General features: G+C 53.3%; 16 protein-coding genes and 2 pseudogenes. 10 read left to right on the top strand and 8 right to left on the bottom strand.

The features are described from left to right. Positions 1 to 21: 21 nt before the first annotated feature. The 5 genes and pseudogenes from ACK5JN_RS10340 to ACK5JN_RS10360 form a co-directional block, all read left to right on the top strand. A pseudogene (locus ACK5JN_RS10340) lies at positions 22 to 255 on the top strand (ash family protein); the annotation flags it as partial. 30 nt (positions 256 to 285) lie between these two features. Continuing rightward, a pseudogene (locus ACK5JN_RS10345) lies at positions 286 to 480 on the top strand (host cell division inhibitor Icd-like protein). Beyond that, positions 477 to 704 carry a hypothetical protein gene (locus ACK5JN_RS10350; protein WP_001216597.1) on the top strand — a complete coding sequence of 76 codons (228 nt, stop codon included), beginning with the start codon at positions 477 to 479 and terminating at the stop codon, positions 702 to 704. The pseudogene ACK5JN_RS10345 and the gene ACK5JN_RS10350 overlap by 4 nt, the downstream one beginning before the upstream one ends. Next, entirely contained in the window at positions 701 to 1,021 is a 321-nt protein-coding gene (locus tag ACK5JN_RS10355; RefSeq protein ID WP_000743149.1) for a DUF5375 domain-containing protein, read from the top strand. The genes ACK5JN_RS10350 and ACK5JN_RS10355 overlap by 4 nt, the downstream gene beginning before the upstream one ends. A gap of 14 nt (positions 1,022 to 1,035) precedes the next feature. Further along, the gene (locus ACK5JN_RS10360) at positions 1,036 to 3,369 is read left to right on the top strand and encodes a primase-helicase zinc-binding domain-containing protein (RefSeq protein WP_416870099.1); all 2,334 of its coding nucleotides are present in this window, start codon (positions 1,036 to 1,038) and stop codon (positions 3,367 to 3,369) included. Positions 3,370 to 3,694: 325 nt separating this feature from the next. Here the strand turns inward: ACK5JN_RS10360 and ACK5JN_RS10365 are convergent, their stop codons facing one another. After that, positions 3,695 to 5,686, bottom strand: coding sequence for an AAA family ATPase (locus ACK5JN_RS10365; RefSeq protein ID WP_416870100.1), 1,992 nt, complete (start codon positions 5,684 to 5,686; stop codon positions 3,695 to 3,697). Between the two features lie 16 nt (positions 5,687 to 5,702). Then, positions 5,703 to 5,882, bottom strand: coding sequence for a toxin-antitoxin system HicB family antitoxin (locus ACK5JN_RS10370; protein WP_416870101.1), 180 nt, complete (start codon positions 5,880 to 5,882; stop codon positions 5,703 to 5,705). A 136-nt stretch (positions 5,883 to 6,018) separates the two neighbouring features. Here ACK5JN_RS10370 and ACK5JN_RS10375 point away from each other — a divergent pair, with 136 nt between their 5' ends. From ACK5JN_RS10375 to ACK5JN_RS10395, 5 genes are all read left to right on the top strand, one after another. Beyond that, the gene (locus ACK5JN_RS10375; RefSeq protein ID WP_416870102.1) at positions 6,019 to 6,309 is read left to right on the top strand and encodes a SymE family type I addiction module toxin; all 291 of its coding nucleotides are present in this window, start codon (positions 6,019 to 6,021) and stop codon (positions 6,307 to 6,309) included. A 482-nt stretch (positions 6,310 to 6,791) separates the two neighbouring features. Beyond that, positions 6,792 to 7,289 carry a spore coat U domain-containing protein gene (locus ACK5JN_RS10380; protein WP_416870103.1) on the top strand — a complete coding sequence of 166 codons (498 nt, stop codon included), beginning with the start codon at positions 6,792 to 6,794 and terminating at the stop codon, positions 7,287 to 7,289. Positions 7,290 to 7,303: 14 nt separating this feature from the next. Then, positions 7,304 to 7,990, top strand: coding sequence for a molecular chaperone (locus ACK5JN_RS10385; protein WP_416870104.1), 687 nt, complete (start codon positions 7,304 to 7,306; stop codon positions 7,988 to 7,990). A gap of 70 nt (positions 7,991 to 8,060) precedes the next feature. Continuing rightward, positions 8,061 to 10,334, top strand: coding sequence for a fimbria/pilus outer membrane usher protein (locus ACK5JN_RS10390; RefSeq protein WP_416870105.1), 2,274 nt, complete (start codon positions 8,061 to 8,063; stop codon positions 10,332 to 10,334). A gap of 11 nt (positions 10,335 to 10,345) precedes the next feature. After that, positions 10,346 to 11,293, top strand: coding sequence for a spore coat U domain-containing protein (locus ACK5JN_RS10395; RefSeq protein WP_416870106.1), 948 nt, complete (start codon positions 10,346 to 10,348; stop codon positions 11,291 to 11,293). Between the two features lie 4 nt (positions 11,294 to 11,297). On the opposite strand, the gene ACK5JN_RS10400 is transcribed toward ACK5JN_RS10395, so the two are convergent. From ACK5JN_RS10400 to ACK5JN_RS10425, 6 genes are all read right to left on the bottom strand, one after another. Then, entirely contained in the window at positions 11,298 to 12,398 is a 1,101-nt protein-coding gene (locus tag ACK5JN_RS10400) for an alkene reductase (RefSeq protein ID WP_416870107.1), read from the bottom strand. A gap of 15 nt (positions 12,399 to 12,413) precedes the next feature. Next, a complete protein-coding gene (locus ACK5JN_RS10405; RefSeq protein ID WP_416870108.1) occupies positions 12,414 to 12,626 on the bottom strand; it encodes a DUF1471 domain-containing protein in 213 nt (70 codons plus the stop codon). Between the two features lie 132 nt (positions 12,627 to 12,758). Next, positions 12,759 to 13,277, bottom strand: a complete 519-nt coding sequence (locus tag ACK5JN_RS10410; protein ID WP_416870109.1) for a protein disulfide oxidoreductase — start codon at positions 13,275 to 13,277, stop codon at positions 12,759 to 12,761. A gap of 43 nt (positions 13,278 to 13,320) precedes the next feature. Beyond that, positions 13,321 to 14,904 (bottom strand): EAL domain-containing protein, encoded by a 1,584-nt coding sequence (locus tag ACK5JN_RS10415; RefSeq protein ID WP_416870110.1) that lies wholly within the window; start codon positions 14,902 to 14,904, stop codon positions 13,321 to 13,323. A 31-nt stretch (positions 14,905 to 14,935) separates the two neighbouring features. Then, a complete protein-coding gene (locus tag ACK5JN_RS10420; RefSeq protein ID WP_416870111.1) occupies positions 14,936 to 15,727 on the bottom strand; it encodes an EAL domain-containing protein in 792 nt (263 codons plus the stop codon). Positions 15,728 to 15,823: 96 nt separating this feature from the next. Continuing rightward, a complete protein-coding gene (locus ACK5JN_RS10425; protein WP_416870112.1) occupies positions 15,824 to 17,362 on the bottom strand; it encodes a sensor domain-containing diguanylate cyclase in 1,539 nt (512 codons plus the stop codon). Positions 17,363 to 17,432 lie beyond the last annotated feature (70 nt).

The following is a 17,432-nucleotide window of genomic DNA, read 5'->3' on the forward strand; positions in this document are numbered from 1 at the left end:
GTCGCAAAATCGGCAGCCGGAATTGGCGTTCCGAATAACTTCAAGGCGACACGAAACGCGCCATGCGTGTATTTAGATTTCGTTGCTCAGGCACACCCATTAACAGGGCTGTGGTGTTTATTCTTGCACCAGAGTCCTTTTCTGATAAAGGTAGTCCGGTCGGGGCAGCCTTCGGGCTGGCCGGTTTCCTTGAAGGCCGGTTACGCCAACACCGTTCGGGCTGCCACCAGTGAAATTGGCGTTTCCGGTGGTAGTTTTTCAAACAACTTCAAGGAGGCTGCCATCATGGCTACTACCCTCACCCAGTCAGACCCGCAGTGTGTCTTTGTGTTTGCCGCTGTTCGTCGCGCAGACCGTAAACCCCGTATCTGAATGCTTCGCACCGGTGCCGGTGATGAACACGCCGCACGTCTTTCCCTCGTTCGCGATTACGTCCTCTCGTTTGCTGGCCGTCTTCCGGTTGCGGAGGTGCGCGCATGAGACACACCACTATTACCGCCCGTGACCTCGAATGTCTGGAGCATATGCGCAATGTCGGCCAGCTCGTCGGCGACCTGATGCAGGTGCAGGACTGCGCCACCGTTCGTCGTGACCCGGCGCAGCACTTACAGCTCACCTCCGTGATTTACCTCATGACCGCCCAGCTCGATGGCGTTGTCGAACGCTGCAATCAGCAGTGGCTGACCGGGGAGGGTAACGTATGAAAAAGCCATTACCACCCGTATTACGCGCCGCGCTGTATCGTCGCGCCGTGGCCTGTGCCTGGCTGACCCTGTGCGAACGTCAGCACCGCTACCCGCACCTCACCCTCGACACACTGGAAAGCGCCATTGCCGCCGAGCTGGAGGGCTTCTACCTGCGCCAGCACGGCGAGGAAAAAGGCCGCCAGATTGCCTGTGCCCTGCTGGAAGATTTAATGGAAGCCGGACCACTCAAAGCCGCGCCGTCGCTGTCCTTTCTTGGGCTCGCCGTAATGGATGAACTCTGCGCCCGTCATATCACCGCACCGGTACTGCACTGAGGGAGAAAATAACAATGAAAATGAATGTAACGGAAACCGTAAAACAGGCGTGCGGCCACTGGCCGAACATTCTCCCGGCACTGGGTGTGAAGGTGATTAAAAACCGCCATCAGTCCTGTCCGGTGTGCGGCGGCTCTGACCGTTTCCGCTTTGACGACAAAGAGGGACGCGGGACGTGGTTCTGTAACCAGTGCGGCGCGGGTGACGGGCTTAAGCTGGTAGAGAAAGTGTTCGGCGTAACCGCATCAGAGGCCGCCCAAAAGGTGAATGCTGTCACCGGCAACCTGCCGCCGGTTGCCCCGGAGGTGATTGTGGCCGCAGAGGCTGAAACGGTGGCTGACCGCAAAGCGGCGGCCGCGCTGGCCGTCAGGCTCATGGAGAAAACCCGACCGGCCACCGGCAACGCCTACCTCACCCGCAAGGGTTTCCCCGCTCTGGAATGTCTGACGCTCACCGTCATGCATAAAACCGGCTGCGTGACGTTCCGCGCCGGGGATGTGGTTGTCCCGCTGTATGACGATACCGGCGCACTGATTAACCTTCAGCTTATTAATTCTGACGGTCTCAAACGCACCCTGAAAGGCGGAGCGGTAAAAGGTACATGCCATATCATCGAGGGGCAGAAACAGGCAGGAAAACGTCTGTGGATAGCGGAGGGCTATGCGACCGCGCTCACTGTGCATCACCTGACCGGCGAAAGCGTCATGGTGGCGCTGTCGTCCGTGAACCTCTTTTCTCTGGCGAGCCTTGCCCGTTACAAATACCCGGCCTGTCAGATTGTCCTCGCCGCCGACCGTGACCTTAACGGCGACGGCCAGAGTAAAGCCGCTGCGGCCGCAGATGCCTGTGAGGGCATTGTTGCCCTGCCACCGGTGTTCGGTGACTGGAATGATGCGTTTATACAGTACGGCGAGGAGGACACGCGGAAAGCCATTTATGACACCATCCGGCCACCGGCTGACAGTCCTTTCACTACCATGAGCGAGGCGGAATTTACCGCCATGAGCACCAGTGAAAAGGCAATGCGGGTGCATGAACATTACGGCGAAGCGCTGGCCGTGGACGCGAACGGCCAGCTCCTGTCCCGCTATGAGGCCGGGATATGGAAAATCATTCCACCGTCAGACTTTGCCCGCGACGTGGCCGGGTTATTTCAGCGTCTGCGCGCCCCGTTCTCGTCAGGAAAAATTGCCTCGGTGGTGGAGACCCTGAAACTGATTATTCCGCAGCAGGACGCACCGGCGCGTCGTCTGATTGGTTTTCGCAATGGCGTACTCGATACCGCCACCGGCACATTCAGCCCGCATCATAAATCATACTGGCTGCGCACACTCTGCGATGTCGATTTTACCCCGCCAGTGGCGGGTGAAACGCTGGAAACCCATGCACCGGACTTCTGGCGCTGGCTCGACCGTGCTGCCGGTGGCAAACCGGAAAAACGCGATGTGATTCTGGCCGCGCTGTTTATGGTGCTGGCAAACCGTTACGACTGGCAGCTCTTTATTGAGGTGACCGGGCCGGGTGGGAGCGGGAAAAGTATTCTGGCCGAAATTGCGACGATGCTTGCCGGGGAAGATAACGCCACGTCGGCCACCATCGAAACGCTGGAATCACCGCGCGAACGTGCGGCGCTGATTGGCTTCTCACTGATACGCCTGCCTGACCAGGAAAAGTGGAGCGGTGACGGGGCAGGACTCAAGGCCATCACCGGCGGTGATGCGGTCTCAGTAGACCCGAAATACAAGGATGCATACTCCACCCATATTCCGGCGGTGATACTGGCCGTGAACAATAACCCGATGCGCTTCACCGACCGCAGCGGCGGTGTGTCACGTCGCCGGGTAATTCTGCATTTCCCGGAACAGATTGCCCCCGAAGAACGCGACCCGCAGCTCAAGAATAAAATCGCCCGTGAGCTGGCCGTAATTGTGCGCCAGCTTATGCAGAAGTTCAGCGACCCGATGACTGCCCGTGCTCTGCTCCAGTCACAGCAGAACTCCGACGAGGCGCTCAGTATTAAACGCGATGCCGATCCGACATTTGATTTTTGCGGCTATCTGGAAGCCCTGCCGGAACCTGAGGGTATGTATATTGGCAATGCCAACATCATTCCGCGCCAGCCGCGCCTGTATCTGTATCATGCTTATCTGGCGTATATGGAGGCCCACGGTTACAGGAATACCCTGAGCCTCACCATGTTCGGTAAGGGACTGCCAGCGATGCTGAAAGAGTACGGACTTAGTTATGAGAAGCGCCGAAAAAATCAGGGCATACAAACCAATCTCACGCTAAGAGAGGAAAGCAACGCCGACTGGCTGCCGAAATGTGATGACCCCATAGCGAAATAACCTACCCTGACCGGCAATAGCCGGTCTTTTTTTACCTGCAAAACGGCAAAAGTGAACAGTAAAGTGTTCACTGTTCACCAACCCTTCACCTCATAACATTATGATTTTTATTAATAAAAACGCTTAGTGAACAGTGTGAACAGTTTTTCTAAAAAAAAGTTTTTTTATGAGATCTGTCACTGGTGACTTATCAATAGATAGTTTGTCAGTCCAGCAAATGTGTATAGAGATGTGTATAAAAAAGAGAATATAAATATTAAAATATCAATAAATACATGATTTTAAACTACATATAGAACTCCTGTGATCTTCCGCCAAAATTTACTTACTTTTCCTCATTATCATCTTCAAAAAACCTAATAATCTCTTTAATCCACTTATCGCATGGTCTAATTTGGGTTTCTCCAATATTTTTAATATAACTATCAGCAATTAAGGATTTTAACCAAGGTGATGTCAAATAAGAATAGAATTCTTTTTTCTTTTCATATCCGTCAATAGATTTAGGTTTTAAGAATGCAAGATCAGAACTCAAATTGACATAGTTCACGTCTGGGTTTAGATCATAAAAACTCATGAAGTCACTAAGGCGACTATCTTTTTCTTTTAACTCGTTTAATACATTCCAAAAAATAAGAGGCTCAAGAAGATCCTCAATCTCGGTATTAATACCAATCGTTGATGCAACTGATATCAAATCACTTTTATCTCCATCAATACTCAGTCTAAAAAATCCCAATTTGTTTTTATAATTACCTTTCTTATATCCATCAATGCGTATTACATTTTTTCCATCAGTATCAATTAGACATAGTACTTTCCCTTTAATTTCTTTATTCTCTTGTATATCCGAGAAAGGTACATGTAGAAAATCATATATTTTCTTAATGTTACCACAACCATTAAATGGAAGTATATATAGATTCTCTATCTTATTTGCAAGATAACTTCGAAGATATAAATAATCTTCAGTTCCCTCACAAAAAATCCAATTATATTTTTTCTTCTTCAATAAAGTCAACATCGATGCCATGAGATCAAAATAACTTCTAATCTCAATAGAGTTTGGGAAAGAACGTCTTTTTTCCTGAAGATTATTAAGTGGGAAAGATTCTATTTTAGTGTTAACACTATCATCCTTAGATATAAAGTGTAATGTTCCCTCGATCGGCCTTAAAACGAGGCCATACCAATGAGTAGTTATAAATATCTGCCTACCATATCTTTCAGATAAATCGATTAAACTACAAAATTGTTCAAACCTATGTGCCGATTCTAATGATACTTCGGGCTCATCAATTGCTAATATCACCTCTTTTTCTTTCTCTTCTTTAGTTGACAAAAGAGTTGTTGCAATATCAATTAATGCTAACCGTTGCTCCCCTGAACTCAAGTTATTTATGCTTTTAGAATTTTTAGATAAAGGGCGCAAAGAGAAACACTTCAAAAAAATTGAATCTAAAATATCCGTAGGTTTAATCGGACGCTTGATAGCACCTTTATATTCGAACTTATATCCATCAGGAATTTTATTATTTAAAGAGTCAATATATGATTCTAACTTCTGATTAATGAGATCAATGACGCTATATTTCATAGCCTTACGCCTTGGCCTTCCTGGCTTTACCTCTATATTCTCTTTAACTGCAACAGAATGATCTTTGGAGGATAAAAGTTGCCTTATTTCATCTGAAACACTTTTATCCATCATGCCTTGCATTTCATGTGCCTGTAGTGAAAGTATATCGCTTATTTTATTCTCTACAGGAAGATATATGTAACGGTAACGCTCTAGAATTTTCTTGAAAATGCTTACTATTTTTTCTTTAGATACACCATCTTTCTTTGTGGCATTAGTAATCTTATTGTGGAATGTTGTTGTTAGTAAAATATTACCTTCATAGTCTTTACCAATTGCTATTAAATAATAATCTTTTGAATCATACCACTCTTTTAATTTATTTCGATATTTTATGAAGTTTTTAACAACTTCATTAGAAGGCATTTCATTAAAATCATGCTCCCAAAAGTAATGTGAAATCCTAGATATCTGCTGTTCTTCTTCCCCCCACATCTTTTTATCTATCAAAAACAAGGGAAAAATATGCGCACTATCTTTCTTCTGACCTACTGTATATGCCCATTCTTTGCTATCAACGCCATTCATAAGACAATGCATACTCTCAAGAATAGCAGACTTCCCGGCACCATTATCTCCAGCAAAAATAGTCATTCGATCATTTGAAGAAGAAATAAATGGGATGAAATTCATATTTTTATAAATTTTATAATTTCGGATAAAGAGACCAACAATCATATAAGTCCTTTTTGTATTATTTTCTTAAACGTTCAAGCTCACTTCTTCCCAGCGATTTTAGCCAGTTACCAAGACTCATACCAGATTCCCTAGCCGCAGCCTCAAACTGCGCCTTCAACTCCGGCGTAATACGGATCTGAAAAGTGGGTGCTTTTCCGGACTTTGATGGGTTTGGGTCTCGTTTCGTCGTTGACATGTACGTACCTACAAGAGCAATCTATCACCAATCAGGTACGTACCTTTAAAATGAGTGACCTGATATTTAAACGCCCCCGCCCAGTATTCGCAGTACTCGGCGAGAGCTAACCTCACCAACTATCAAGGAGTTGATTATGGCTACCCCGCATTCTACCCCAGACTTACCCGCAGCAAAAACCGAGCGCACGTTAATTGTGGGATATCGCCCGCAGGGTGCAAACAAAAATACCCCAAGCCTCACCCTTTCCGGGAAGTGGCTGCGCGAGGCTGGGTTCGAAACCGGGCAGCAGGTTAGCGTAAAGGTGATGGACGGCTGCATCGTCCTGATGGCCTATGGCGAACAGGAGCAGAAGCTGCTGGCAGAATTGAAGGAGACCCAGCTGAAGTTGAAAGGGATTGAAGCTGCGGTATCGGCGGTGCATTAGTAAGGCTCTCAGGAATATCCGTGCCGTGCTCATGACGGGCACCGCCCGATGGCGCTACGCTTATCGGGCCTACGGGCACGGTGCCCGTTGTAGGCCGGGTAAGCAGCGCGCCACCCGGCAATAGAGTGGCACACGAGCCCTACTATTTTTGGGGAAAGATCCGAAAAATTGCGGGTTGATTTCAGCATTATATTTAATTAATGCTAAACCTAATTTTATCTTTAATAAACAAACGTCATCTTATTTTCTGCGTTGATATTTTTTATTCCATTTCCAATAATCACTTAGCGTTTAAATATATCATATATATTACATTCCTCTTTTTTCACCGAATAAGGTGATGCGCGATCTATTTTTAATAAAATAGTCTTAAGGTAAATTGGCAGAATTTCGCTACCTATCCTAAAGTTATATCAGGGATTAAATCTTCATACGTCATTGTTTTACTAAGGAAAAATAATACCTGCGTAGAGGTCAATACTATGAACACGCCAATTAAGTTCATTTTATTCAGTCTGGCATCGGCATTTATTTCGAGTGCGCATGCTGAGACCGCCACCAGTACTTTTCAGGTACAGATTACAATTACCAAATCGTGCAGCGTGACGTCCGGTTCGCCAATTAACTTTGGCTCCGTAGCGGCCAGTTCGCCCAGCGTGACGAGGAATACCACGATTTCCGTTAACTGCTCGCAGTTAACGCCGTATACCGTCGGCCTTGCGCCGTCGAACAGCAACACGCTCGGCGCCGGGCTGATGTCCGGTACCGCTAGCGGTAATACCGACAAAGTGCCGTATCAGCTGGCGAAAGATACCGCGGGCGCTATCTGGGGCAACGTCACCAGCGGCGGGACCAGCAACGTCGTCTCGGGATCCGGCAACGGTGCCGCTCAGCCTTTCACGGTCTATGCCATTGTCTCTAACGCCAACTTTACCCCGGATGTGTATAGCGACACGGTCACCGTGACCGTCACCTATTAATTCAAGGATGACGTATGAACTGGAAACAATGCGCCCTCGCCTGTCTTTTTTTCAGCGGCTACGCCGCGGCCAGCGGATTGCAGGTTACGCCAATTAGCCTGACGCTCGAGCAGAGCCAGCGTGCGGAAGGCATCTGGCTAAGCAACTCGGGCGATAGCCCAATTAACGCCCAGGTTCGCGTGTTCCGCTGGAGCCAGAGCGGCTACAGCGACCAGCTTGCCGCCTCGCAGGGGCTGGTGATCAGCCCGCCAATGCTCACCATTCCGCCCGGCGGCAAGCAGCTTATACGCGTGATCCGCACCGGTTCGCCCGCGAAGACGGAAGATGCGTATCGGCTGTCAATCAACGAGCTGCCGCAGACGGCGGCGAAAAAAAATAACCTGCAGTTCGTGCTCCACTACTCCGTGCCGGTCTTTATTCAGCCGTCCGGCGTCGATGAAACCTACGCCAGACTGCAATGGCAAATCCAGCATAGCGATGGCCGGACGTGGCTGGAGGTCAATAACCAGGGCGACGGCCACGCCCAGCTGTCGGAAGTGAGCCTGATTACGGCAACGGGCAGCCGCAAAAATATTACCCCAGGGCTATTAGGTTACGTTTTACCCGGGGCCACCATGCGCTGGCCGCTGCCTGCGGGGGCGAGTCAGGGAGAAAAGCTAGAAGTCATGGTCAATGGCAAAAAAACGGTACAGACGCTATAGCGTGCCACTCCGTGTATTAATTTTAATATTTTTCAATGTGTTATTTATAGCAAGGAGTGCCTCTGCGGAAATGAAAGACCCCAATTCCCCGCAGGACGACGTCATTGCCGATGACAAACCGCTGGCCGGGATCGAGCTGTATCTGGATGTCACCCTGAACCAGAATCCGATTGGCCTGGCGCGCTTTGGCTATGACCACAATAAGCTCTACGCCAGCGCCGATAGCCTGCGCAGAATCGGGATTCGTCTGCCACCGCAAACGCCGGATCCGATCAGCCTGAACGATATCCCACAGCTGGAGGTTCACTACAACGCCGCGCTGCAAAGCCTGACGCTGACGGCCCCGCTCGCGCTGCTCGATAGGAACACTACCCAGCTTAACCAGCAAAACGCCACCAACCCAACGGCGACCACCGCGCGCGGGCTGCTGCTGAACTACGATCTTTATGCCTCCCAGGAGTCAAACAACAACGCCAGCGCCTATACCGAACTGCGCGCCTTCAGCGGGCTGGGCGTACTCAGCTCCACGCAAATAGCGCGCTATATCAGCGATAACAGCGGCTATAGCCTGAATAATGGAATCACCCGGCTGGACACCAGCTGGCGTTCATCGTTTCCGGAAAAGGTGCTGGCGGTGACCGTTGGCGATACGCTGACCAGCTCGCTGAACTGGTCGCGCCCAACCCGCATCGCCGGGCTCCAGATTGGTACCGATTACAACCTTCAGCCCTACACGCCAACCACCCCGCTGCCGTCTTTTTTTGGCTCCGCGACGCTGCCTTCCAGCGTCGAGCTGTATATGAACGGCGTGAAGTACTACAACGGGGAAGTGCCGTCGGGCAACTTTGAGATCAACACCCTGCCGACCATCAACGGTGCGGGCAACGCCCAGGTCACGATGACCGACGCGCTGGGCAAAACCACGGTGCAGAGCTTCTCGTTCTATAACGATCAGTCGCTGCTGCGTAGCGGGCTGACCGAATGGTCGGCGGAAGTGGGCGTGGTGCGCAACAATTACGGCTATACCTCATTCGACTACGCCAGCACTCCGGCGTTTAGCAGCACCTGGCGACGCGGCTTTAGCAACAGCTTTACCGCCGGCGCGCACGGCGAGGCCACGGAAAGCCTGGTCAACGTCGGGTTCAGCAGCGACTGGATCCCCGGCGGCCGCGGCGGCACCCTTTCCACCGCGCTGGCGGTCAGCGCCGACGCAGGGAAGCAGGGGTTTCTCTACAGCATCGGCTACCGCTGGAACAACGAACGTTTTAGCTTCAGCACCACCACCATCGCAACGGCAAATGACTATCACGACGTCGCCACCCGCTACGGCGAAGCGCCGCCTTCGCTGAACCAGAGCACCGTGGTGGGCTATAACACCGATACGCTGGGTAACTTTAGCCTCGGCTATTTGCAGTTCCGCTCACCCGGCGAATCAACCCAGCGCTATACCAACGCCAACTGGTATAAGTCATTGACCGAACGGGTTTATCTTAACGCCGGGCTCAACCAGAATATCGATAACAGCCGCGATCGCAGCCTGTATCTGATGCTCAGCGTGTCGTTTGAAAACAATATCAGCGCCAGCAGCACCGTCCAGCGCAGCAACGACCAGATGAGCTATACGCTCAACGCCAGCCAGACCCAGCCATCGGACGGCGGCTGGGGCTGGAACCTGGCGCTTAACCGGCTGGATTCCCAGCAAAATGCGCAGGGCGAGCTGGGCTATCTGGGGCGCTATGGCAACGTTTATGGCGGCTACAGTCGGCTGTCCGGTCAGCAATCCGCGTATGCCGGCGCCGACGGCTCGCTGGTGCTGATGGGCGGCGGGTTGTTTGCCGCGCAGACCATCAGCAATGGCTTCGCGGTGGTCTCCACCGACGGCATCCCGGACGTGCCGATTATTCTGCAAAATAACCCTATCGGTACCAGCGACGGGCACGGCAGGCTGCTGGTAACCAACCTCAATAGCTATCAGAAAAATGAGATCAGCATTAATCCGCTGGATCTGCCCGCCAACATGCGGGTCGATCCGGTCAACGCCGTGGCGATCCCTGCCGATCGTTCCGGCACGCTGGTGAACTTTACCGTTAAACCCGTTCGCGCGGCGCTTATCGTGCTGAAAGATAGCCAGGGAAACGTGATCCCAGAGGGGTCATCGGCGGTGCTGAACGGCAACCGCAGGCAGAGCGCGATAGTGGGCTTTGACGGCATGGTCTATTTCGACACGCTGGGCGATCGCAATACGCTGCGCGTTTCTACCCGCACAGGCGCGTGCGAAGCCCAATTCGACTACCCGCCAGCGGCGCGGGATATCCCACAAATCGGGCCTATCACCTGCCGATAAGGAGCCAAACCATGTGGTTAAAAGTGATGATCCTGCTTGCCGGGCTGTGTCTTTTCCCGATGAAAAGCCATGCGCTGAGCTGCACGGCGACGGTCACCACCGTAGCGTTCGGTACGGTCGATCCCTTTGCCGGCGCAAGTACCACCAGCGGCTCGCTGCGCTTTACCTGCACTAAAGGTCTGACGGAGCTACTCAACGCCGCCACCGTCTGTTTTAACCTTTATCCCACCAGCACGGGAGCCCCCATTGATGCACGTAAAATGGCCTCAGGGAGCAACCGGCTTGGCTATCAGCTGTATACGGACTCAGGGCGGACAAGCGTATGGGGTAATCAGGGCGTTTCGAGCAGTTCGGTGCTGAAGTACTCGTTGGGGTTACTTGATCTCGGCGTGGCGCATACGATTCCGTTCTACGCCGCCGTACCTTCAGGACAGCCGACGACCGCCCCCGGGAGCTATCTGGATACCTTCACCACGACGAATACCACCATTACGGCGAACTCCAATCCGCTCGCCTCAGACTCTTCCTGCGGGACAACGGTGGTGGGCAACCTGACGTTCAACGTCACGGCCAGCGTCAACAAACAGTGCAATATCAGCGCCGCCAATAATATTACCCTCGATTCGGTGCCCCACACGCGCACCAATATCACCGGCAATAACTTCTTTACGATGACCTGCACCAACACCACGCCGTACACCGTCGGGCTTTCGCCGTCCAACGGCAACAGCGCCGGCAGCGGGGTGATGAAAAGCGCCACCAGCCCCGATCAGGTGCCCTACCAGCTGAATTCAACCGTGGGCGTGGGCGGCACGCCGTGGGGAAATTTAACCGCCAATACGGTGGCGGGCACCGGCACCGGCCTGGCGGTCAACCGGTACGTCTATGTCGTGGTTCCCAGCGCGAATTATCGCCCGGCGACGTATAACGACACGGTGACGATCAACGTCACCTACTGATAGGTCACCCCGCCGTCGGATAATCCACATACCCCGCCTTGCCGCCGCCAAAGAACTGCTCTTTGACCGGCGCGTTGAGCGGTAAATCCTGTTCCAGACGGTACGGCAAATCCGGGTTGGCGATAAACGGTCGGCCAAAGCCAATCAAATCCGCCCAGCCTTTCGCCAGCGCCTCTTCGGCGCGCGCTTTGGTGTATTTACCGGAGTAAATCAGCGTGCCGTGGAAGATAATCCGCAACGCCTCTTTAAAGGCCGCAGGCATCACCGGCGCGTCTTCCCAGTCGGCTTCGGCGATATGAATATAGGCGATGCCCATCTCGCTCAGCACGCTGGCGGCGGCCAGATAGGTGGCCTCCGGCGTGTCGTCACGCGAGCCCATCAGCGTAGTCAGTGGCGCCAGGCGAATCCCCACCCGCTCTTTACCAATCGCCTCGGATACTGCGGCCACCACCTCTTTCATAAAACGCAGACGATTTTGCAGCGAGCCGCCATACTCGTCGTCGCGCAGGTTGGCCTGAGAATCAATAAACTGGTTGATCAGATAGCCGTTGGCGCCATGCAGCTCAATGCCGTCGAAACCGGCGGCAATCGCGTTACGTGCGGCTTGTGCATAGTCGTTGACGATAGCCGGGATCTCATCGGTGCGCAGCGCGCGCGGCATATCATGCTGCACCATTGCGCCAACGCCACTTTCCGGGCCACGGCCCTCGACGTCCACAAACACCTTCACGCCTTCGGCCTGAATGGCGGAAGAGGAGACCGGCTGCGCGCCGTTCGGCTGCAATACGGTGTGGGAAACGCGGCCCACGTGCCACAGCTGGGCGAAAATTTTACCGCCCGCCTGATGCACCGCCGAGGTCACCTTTTTCCAGCCCGCAATCTGCGCCTCGGAGTACATGCCGGGCGTCCAGGCGTAGCCTTGCCCCTGCTGGCTGATCTGGGTGCCTTCGCTGATGATAAGCCCGGCGCTGGCGCGCTGCGCGTAGTAATCGGCCATCATGTCGGTGGCGACATCGCCAGCACCGGCGCGAGAGCGGGTCATCGGCGGCATCACGATACGGTTGGTCAGCGGCAGCCCGTTCAGAGTGTATTTATCAAATAACATCCTGTTTTCCCCCTCTTATTTGTACAGTTCAGCGCTCATGGTCACGGTGTTGCCCATGCGTGCGCTGGTGATTTTGTAGTCAGAGGCGTTCATCTTTTTGGCTTTCTGGGCAATCGCCGCTTCGGCGGTGTCCAGCGTCGAACCGGTGGCCGTGACGCTTTGTGCCGAGGCATTAAAAGCGGCAACGGAGAGAAGGGAAGCAGCAAAAATCGCGGTAAGAGTTTTCATGGTCGTATCCTGTTCGGTTTAGGGCGTTACGCTCGGTAACGTGATGCGAAGAAGGATACGACCGTAGACTCATTACATAAATGGTATAAATCGCAATAGACTATTACTTAAAAAGCAATAATAGCCGCGCGCTTAGCGGCTGGCCCACAGGCGCGCCTTCATGCCCCAGTAGCTGGTCCAGCCGGTGGTGACCGAGACCGGGCGGCCTTGAGAGATGATGATGATCGTCGGCGTCACGCCCACCTGCCAGCGCTGCGCCAGCTCGCCGCGCGCGTCGTTGACCACCGGCACGGTGAGCTGCTTTTTGTGCATCCACTGGGCCAGGCGGGCATCATCACCGGAGCGCAGCGCGATGCTCACCACGTTTTCCCCCTGCCCGGCCAGTTTTTCCACCGCCGGCGTGGTGTAACGGCACACGCTGCACCAGGTCGCCCAGACGTAAACCAGCAGCGGGCGTTTGTCGCTCAGGGCGGCTAAATCGAGGCGCTGGCCGTCAATGGTTTGCACGGCCATGCCGGAGAAGGTGTCAGGCAGCGTCGGGCTGCGGAAGCGGTCAACGCCCCACATCAGCACCGCGGCCAGCACCAGCAGCACCGCAATCTCACGCAGCCAGCGGTATACGCGGCGGCGTTGGAAAAATTTGCTCATCATCACCTCGTCAAAGTACGCGGGTTATCTTAGCGGGGTGCCTGAGCTAGTGCTGTAAAGAAGTGTCTTCCGGAAAAGTGGGCATTCTCAGGTGCTGCGTCATGACATCGTGACGAAAGTAGTCGACAAAAGCGCCGAACGTGAGCGGTTTAGAGTAGAAATAGCCCTGGAAGCAGTCGATATCGTTTTCCCGCAGCCACGCCACCTGATAATCGTGTTCGACGCCTTCGGCCACTGTCTGAATTCCCATCTGCCTGGCCATGTCGATAACGCAGTTAATCAGCGGCGTCGAGGCATCCGGTGAAATCTGGTTGATAAACATCCGGTCAATCTTGATGCTGTCCGGGTTCAGGCTGGCTATCCATGACAGGTTAGAGAAGCCGGTACCAAAATCATCCAGCGAGATGGCGATGCCGTTATCGCGAATCACTTTAATTTTATTGAGAATATCGACATTAAAGTTGATCTGCTCGTTTTCGGTAAACTCAAAGGTCAGGCGCTGATGCAGGCGTTTAAAACGGGCGGCGAATTCGCTGGTAAAGGCATTGAAATCCTCCGCCGCCAGGTGCGCGTGGCTGATGTTGACGTTGAAAATAAAGCCGTCCGGCAAAACGCTTTCGGGGCGCTGGCAGTCGGCAAGCACCCGCTTGAGCAAATTCTCGGTCATCAGTCCAATGGTCTGGGTCTTTTCCGCTACCGGGATAAAAATATCCGGCGGGACAAAGCCTATCTCCGGATGGTTCCAGCGGGCAAGAATTTCCGCGCCGATAACGCGGTTACTGTGGGCGCAGATAATCGGCTGATAGTACGGCGTGATCCGGTCTTCATGCACCGCGTTGACCAGATACTGATACAGCGAACGACGCCGCGTCAGCAGCGACCAGACCAGCGCGGTCAGCAGCAGCGGCGGGGCGATAATAATCAGGAGATAGTACCAGGAGCCCAGAATTTCATGCCAGATATCAAGGGCGCTCGGCGAGCGCCACGCCAGGGTAAACAGCTCGCCCGGCTGGCGCTGCTGATACGCTTTGGCGCCGAGCGTTGCCGCCTCGCCTTGCAGAATTCCGCTGTTGGTTAGCAGCTTCTCATTCACCAGCAGCGCGAAACGTTCGTCGCGATTGCTGTTGCCCATAATTCCCCACAGGTAGCGCAGGTCAGCCGAAACCACGATGCCGCCGTTGCCCAGGCGCTGATAGAGCGAGAAGACCGGAATGCCCGCCGAAGCGACGGAGTCATCAATTTTCACCCCCTGCGCGCTGAAGCCGCTCAGATCGACCCGCGCTCCCTGGTTTGCCAGCAATGAAGAGCAGGTAATGCGGTTGCCCTCCAGCAGATTAATCACCAGCATACGCATTTCACGCGTCGGCAGCGCGTTGAGGCGGCTTTCCAGCTGGCGGTTACAGGTTTTGCCAACCCAGCCCTGCGCTTCGGCGGCGACGCTGCGCGTCTCTTCCAGCAGGTTTTCCACCGCGCCGCGAATGGGCAACGCCTGATGCGCAATCTGCACGTTGAGCTGCCGCTGGGCAATGCAGAACGTCAGCCAGAGCGCCAGCGCGACCGAGCCTAAAAAGACCAGCCCGACCAGCGCATAGTTTTTGCGGTCGGCTTTACCGGCATATTTTTTGTACATGGCTCATTCATCCCATCTGGAGGGTTCACGCTTACCGCTGCGCGTGAAAGGCTCGCGTTTGCGCCTGTTGATGCTGCATATATTCGCGCTGGAAGCTCTCTTTACTGAGCGGGCGGGAAAACAGATAGCCCTGGCCGAACTTGACGCCCTGCTTCAACATGCTGGAAATTTGGGTATAGTTTTCAACGCCTTCAATAATGACGTCGATATCGTGCTCGGCAATCAGCTGGAGGATCTGCTCGGTTTCACCCTGCTTGCTACAGGCCAGGCAGCTACGATCGAGCTTGATGTAATCCGGTTCCCAGTAGGCCAGCCGCTCCTGCAGCGCCGCTACCGTGCCGATACCGTCCCAGGCGATGTTGATCCCTTCCGTTTGTAAGTTCAGCAGGTTCTGGCGGGCGACCTCGGTTAGCGCAACCTGGCCGGGGGTAATTTCAAACACCAGCTGCGCCGTGCGCAGATGCCGCGTTTCCACAATCCCCAGCGCATGGTCGGCAAACTCAGGGTCGTTAAGCTGTACGGCTGAAATGTTCAGCGTGTACATGAACTCTTCGCGATCGTCGGCCCGCTTTTGCGCAATAAACGACAGCGCTTTTTCCATCACGTAGTAGCCCATATCAACGATGGTGCCGTTCGCTTCAAGATGCTGAATAAATTCGACCGGTGGTACAACGTTACGGCGATGCGTGCCGCGCACCAGCACTTCGCCGCCGATGCAGGCAAAGCGAGATAAATCAAAAATAGGCTGAATCACAAAATCGATACCTACATCGAATTTGGCATTTTCTACGCAACGCACGACATAATGCGCACTCTTGTCCATACCGGCCTCATACAACATTGATTTCCAGAAAAAGCGACGCGTAAGCCAAATAACTTAAGCCTCACCGGGAATAAAGCAGAATTCATCACCTGTGAATCACACGCCGTTCGACGTAAACACCACGCGGTTTTTACCCGATTGCTTGGCGGCGTACAGGTGAGCATCCGCCTGTTTCACGACGTCAGCGGCGCTCGCGCCCGGCCGCCAGGAGGTCATCCCGGCGCTGAAGGAGACCCGTAGTCCCGTCTCCCGCCACTCGCGCTGGAACACCAGCTGTCGCCAGCCGTTCAGCACCTCAATGCTGTCGTCAAAGCTCGTCTGGGTAAAAACAGCCACCAGTTCCTCGCCGCCAAAGCGATAAACCGTATTTCCTTCGCCCAGCAAGCGCTTGCCGGTTTTGCTGATGAATTTCAGCACCTCATCGCCCACGTCGTGGCCGTAGGTGTCATTAATCGCTTTGAAATTATCAACATCGATAAACGCCAGGTGGAACGGCTGGGCGCGGTGGATAAGCGCCTCCAGGTCGTTATCAAATTTATTGCGGTTATAGATTTTCAGCAGACCATCCATGGTGGCCTCAAGGCTTGCCGCTTTGAGGCGCGCATTTTTCGCTTTTAGCTCGCGGTAAATGGTATCGATGCCCTTTTTATCTACCTCAAAGCTGAGGCCGTTCATCCGCATGTACAGGCGGGTTATCGTCTGGCCGAAATAAAGCTTAATCAGCATCACCATCGCCAGATACAGCACGGTGCACACGCTGAAAACGAAATAGAAGAACCGGTAGTCCGGCGCTACGACGGCGAGGTAATCCGTTTTATTAACCAGCGTGAAGGCCACCCAGTTCGGGTTGTCGTAGCGTTTATAGAACACAAAGGTGCCGCGCTCACGGTCGTAAAAATAGCCCCTACCGTCGACGGCTTTATCGAGCCATGCCGGCGGCAGCGTGGTCTCAAAGATCTCATCGGAATTCTGATACAGGATCACTGAACCGTCTTTTGCCGTTACGTAGAAGCGACCTTTATAGGGAATGCGCAGCCCTTTCAGAGGGTTGCTCATCGCTTCCAGGTTCAGCGAGAACGCGATATTGCCAATATAGCGGGAGTGCAGATCGAACAAATTCATGCTGACCACCACCGCCTTATCAAACCTGTCGAGCGCCGGTTTATCGGCGATGGCGTGCAGATCGTATGGCAGTGAAAAATGAATCTCGTCCTTCAGACCGTTAATCGGGAACCACGCGCTTTCGCGAATACGGAAGTCCGCCGGTACCACCTCCGGATAGCCGCGCTGCCGATCTCTGTCATCAGAGACCACCACCGAGGAGAAAAAGACGGTCGAGTTAACGATGGTGGGAATAATGGTGTTCAGCTCAACGTAGCCAGGGTCGATATAGGACGCAATACTCTTCGCATCCAGCTGATTGGACAGCGAACGAAATAATTTCTTGATTTCACTGATCGGTTGGCTGACAACGGCAATCGCCACGTTATCGGTCACCCGGCTCATTTCATGATAAAAGTCCGTTTCAGCGCGTTCCTGAATGTAGCTATAGACGTAAACGCTCATCAGCAGGAACGGCAAGATCAGAACGAGAACCAGCAAATACAGCATGTGGTGCGGCGAATTTTTTTTCATTTTTCTAACTAAAAACACTCGATAGGGCATCATCAGAGGACAGGACGCGGTTGCGGCAGCGTTGACCGCC

The organism is Kluyvera sp. (genome assembly GCF_047971185.1).
Taxonomy (GTDB): Bacteria; Pseudomonadota; Gammaproteobacteria; order Enterobacterales; family Enterobacteriaceae; genus Kluyvera.

Bases quoted from the DNA above. Each gene is read 5' to 3' on its own strand.
- ACK5JN_RS10350 (WP_001216597.1), top strand. From the start codon at position 477: ATGAGACACACCACTATTACCGCCCGTGACCTCGAATGTCTGGAGCAT.
- ACK5JN_RS10355 (WP_000743149.1), top strand. From the start codon at position 701: ATGAAAAAGCCATTACCACCCGTATTACGCGCCGCGCTGTATCGTCGC.
- ACK5JN_RS10360 (WP_416870099.1), top strand. From the start codon at position 1,036: ATGAAAATGAATGTAACGGAAACCGTAAAACAGGCGTGCGGCCACTGG.
- ACK5JN_RS10365 (WP_416870100.1), bottom strand. From the start codon at position 5,686: ATGATTGTTGGTCTCTTTATCCGAAATTATAAAATTTATAAAAATATG.
- ACK5JN_RS10370 (WP_416870101.1), bottom strand. From the start codon at position 5,882: ATGTCAACGACGAAACGAGACCCAAACCCATCAAAGTCCGGAAAAGCA.
- ACK5JN_RS10375 (WP_416870102.1), top strand. From the start codon at position 6,019: ATGGCTACCCCGCATTCTACCCCAGACTTACCCGCAGCAAAAACCGAG.
- ACK5JN_RS10380 (WP_416870103.1), top strand. From the start codon at position 6,792: ATGAACACGCCAATTAAGTTCATTTTATTCAGTCTGGCATCGGCATTT.
- ACK5JN_RS10385 (WP_416870104.1), top strand. From the start codon at position 7,304: ATGAACTGGAAACAATGCGCCCTCGCCTGTCTTTTTTTCAGCGGCTAC.
- ACK5JN_RS10390 (WP_416870105.1), top strand. From the start codon at position 8,061: ATGAAAGACCCCAATTCCCCGCAGGACGACGTCATTGCCGATGACAAA.
- ACK5JN_RS10395 (WP_416870106.1), top strand. From the start codon at position 10,346: ATGTGGTTAAAAGTGATGATCCTGCTTGCCGGGCTGTGTCTTTTCCCG.
- ACK5JN_RS10400 (WP_416870107.1), bottom strand. From the start codon at position 12,398: ATGTTATTTGATAAATACACTCTGAACGGGCTGCCGCTGACCAACCGT.
- ACK5JN_RS10405 (WP_416870108.1), bottom strand. From the start codon at position 12,626: ATGAAAACTCTTACCGCGATTTTTGCTGCTTCCCTTCTCTCCGTTGCC.
- ACK5JN_RS10410 (WP_416870109.1), bottom strand. From the start codon at position 13,277: ATGATGAGCAAATTTTTCCAACGCCGCCGCGTATACCGCTGGCTGCGT.
- ACK5JN_RS10415 (WP_416870110.1), bottom strand. From the start codon at position 14,904: ATGTACAAAAAATATGCCGGTAAAGCCGACCGCAAAAACTATGCGCTG.
- ACK5JN_RS10420 (WP_416870111.1), bottom strand. From the start codon at position 15,727: ATGGACAAGAGTGCGCATTATGTCGTGCGTTGCGTAGAAAATGCCAAA.
- ACK5JN_RS10425 (WP_416870112.1), bottom strand. From the start codon at position 17,362: ATGAAAAAAAATTCGCCGCACCACATGCTGTATTTGCTGGTTCTCGTT.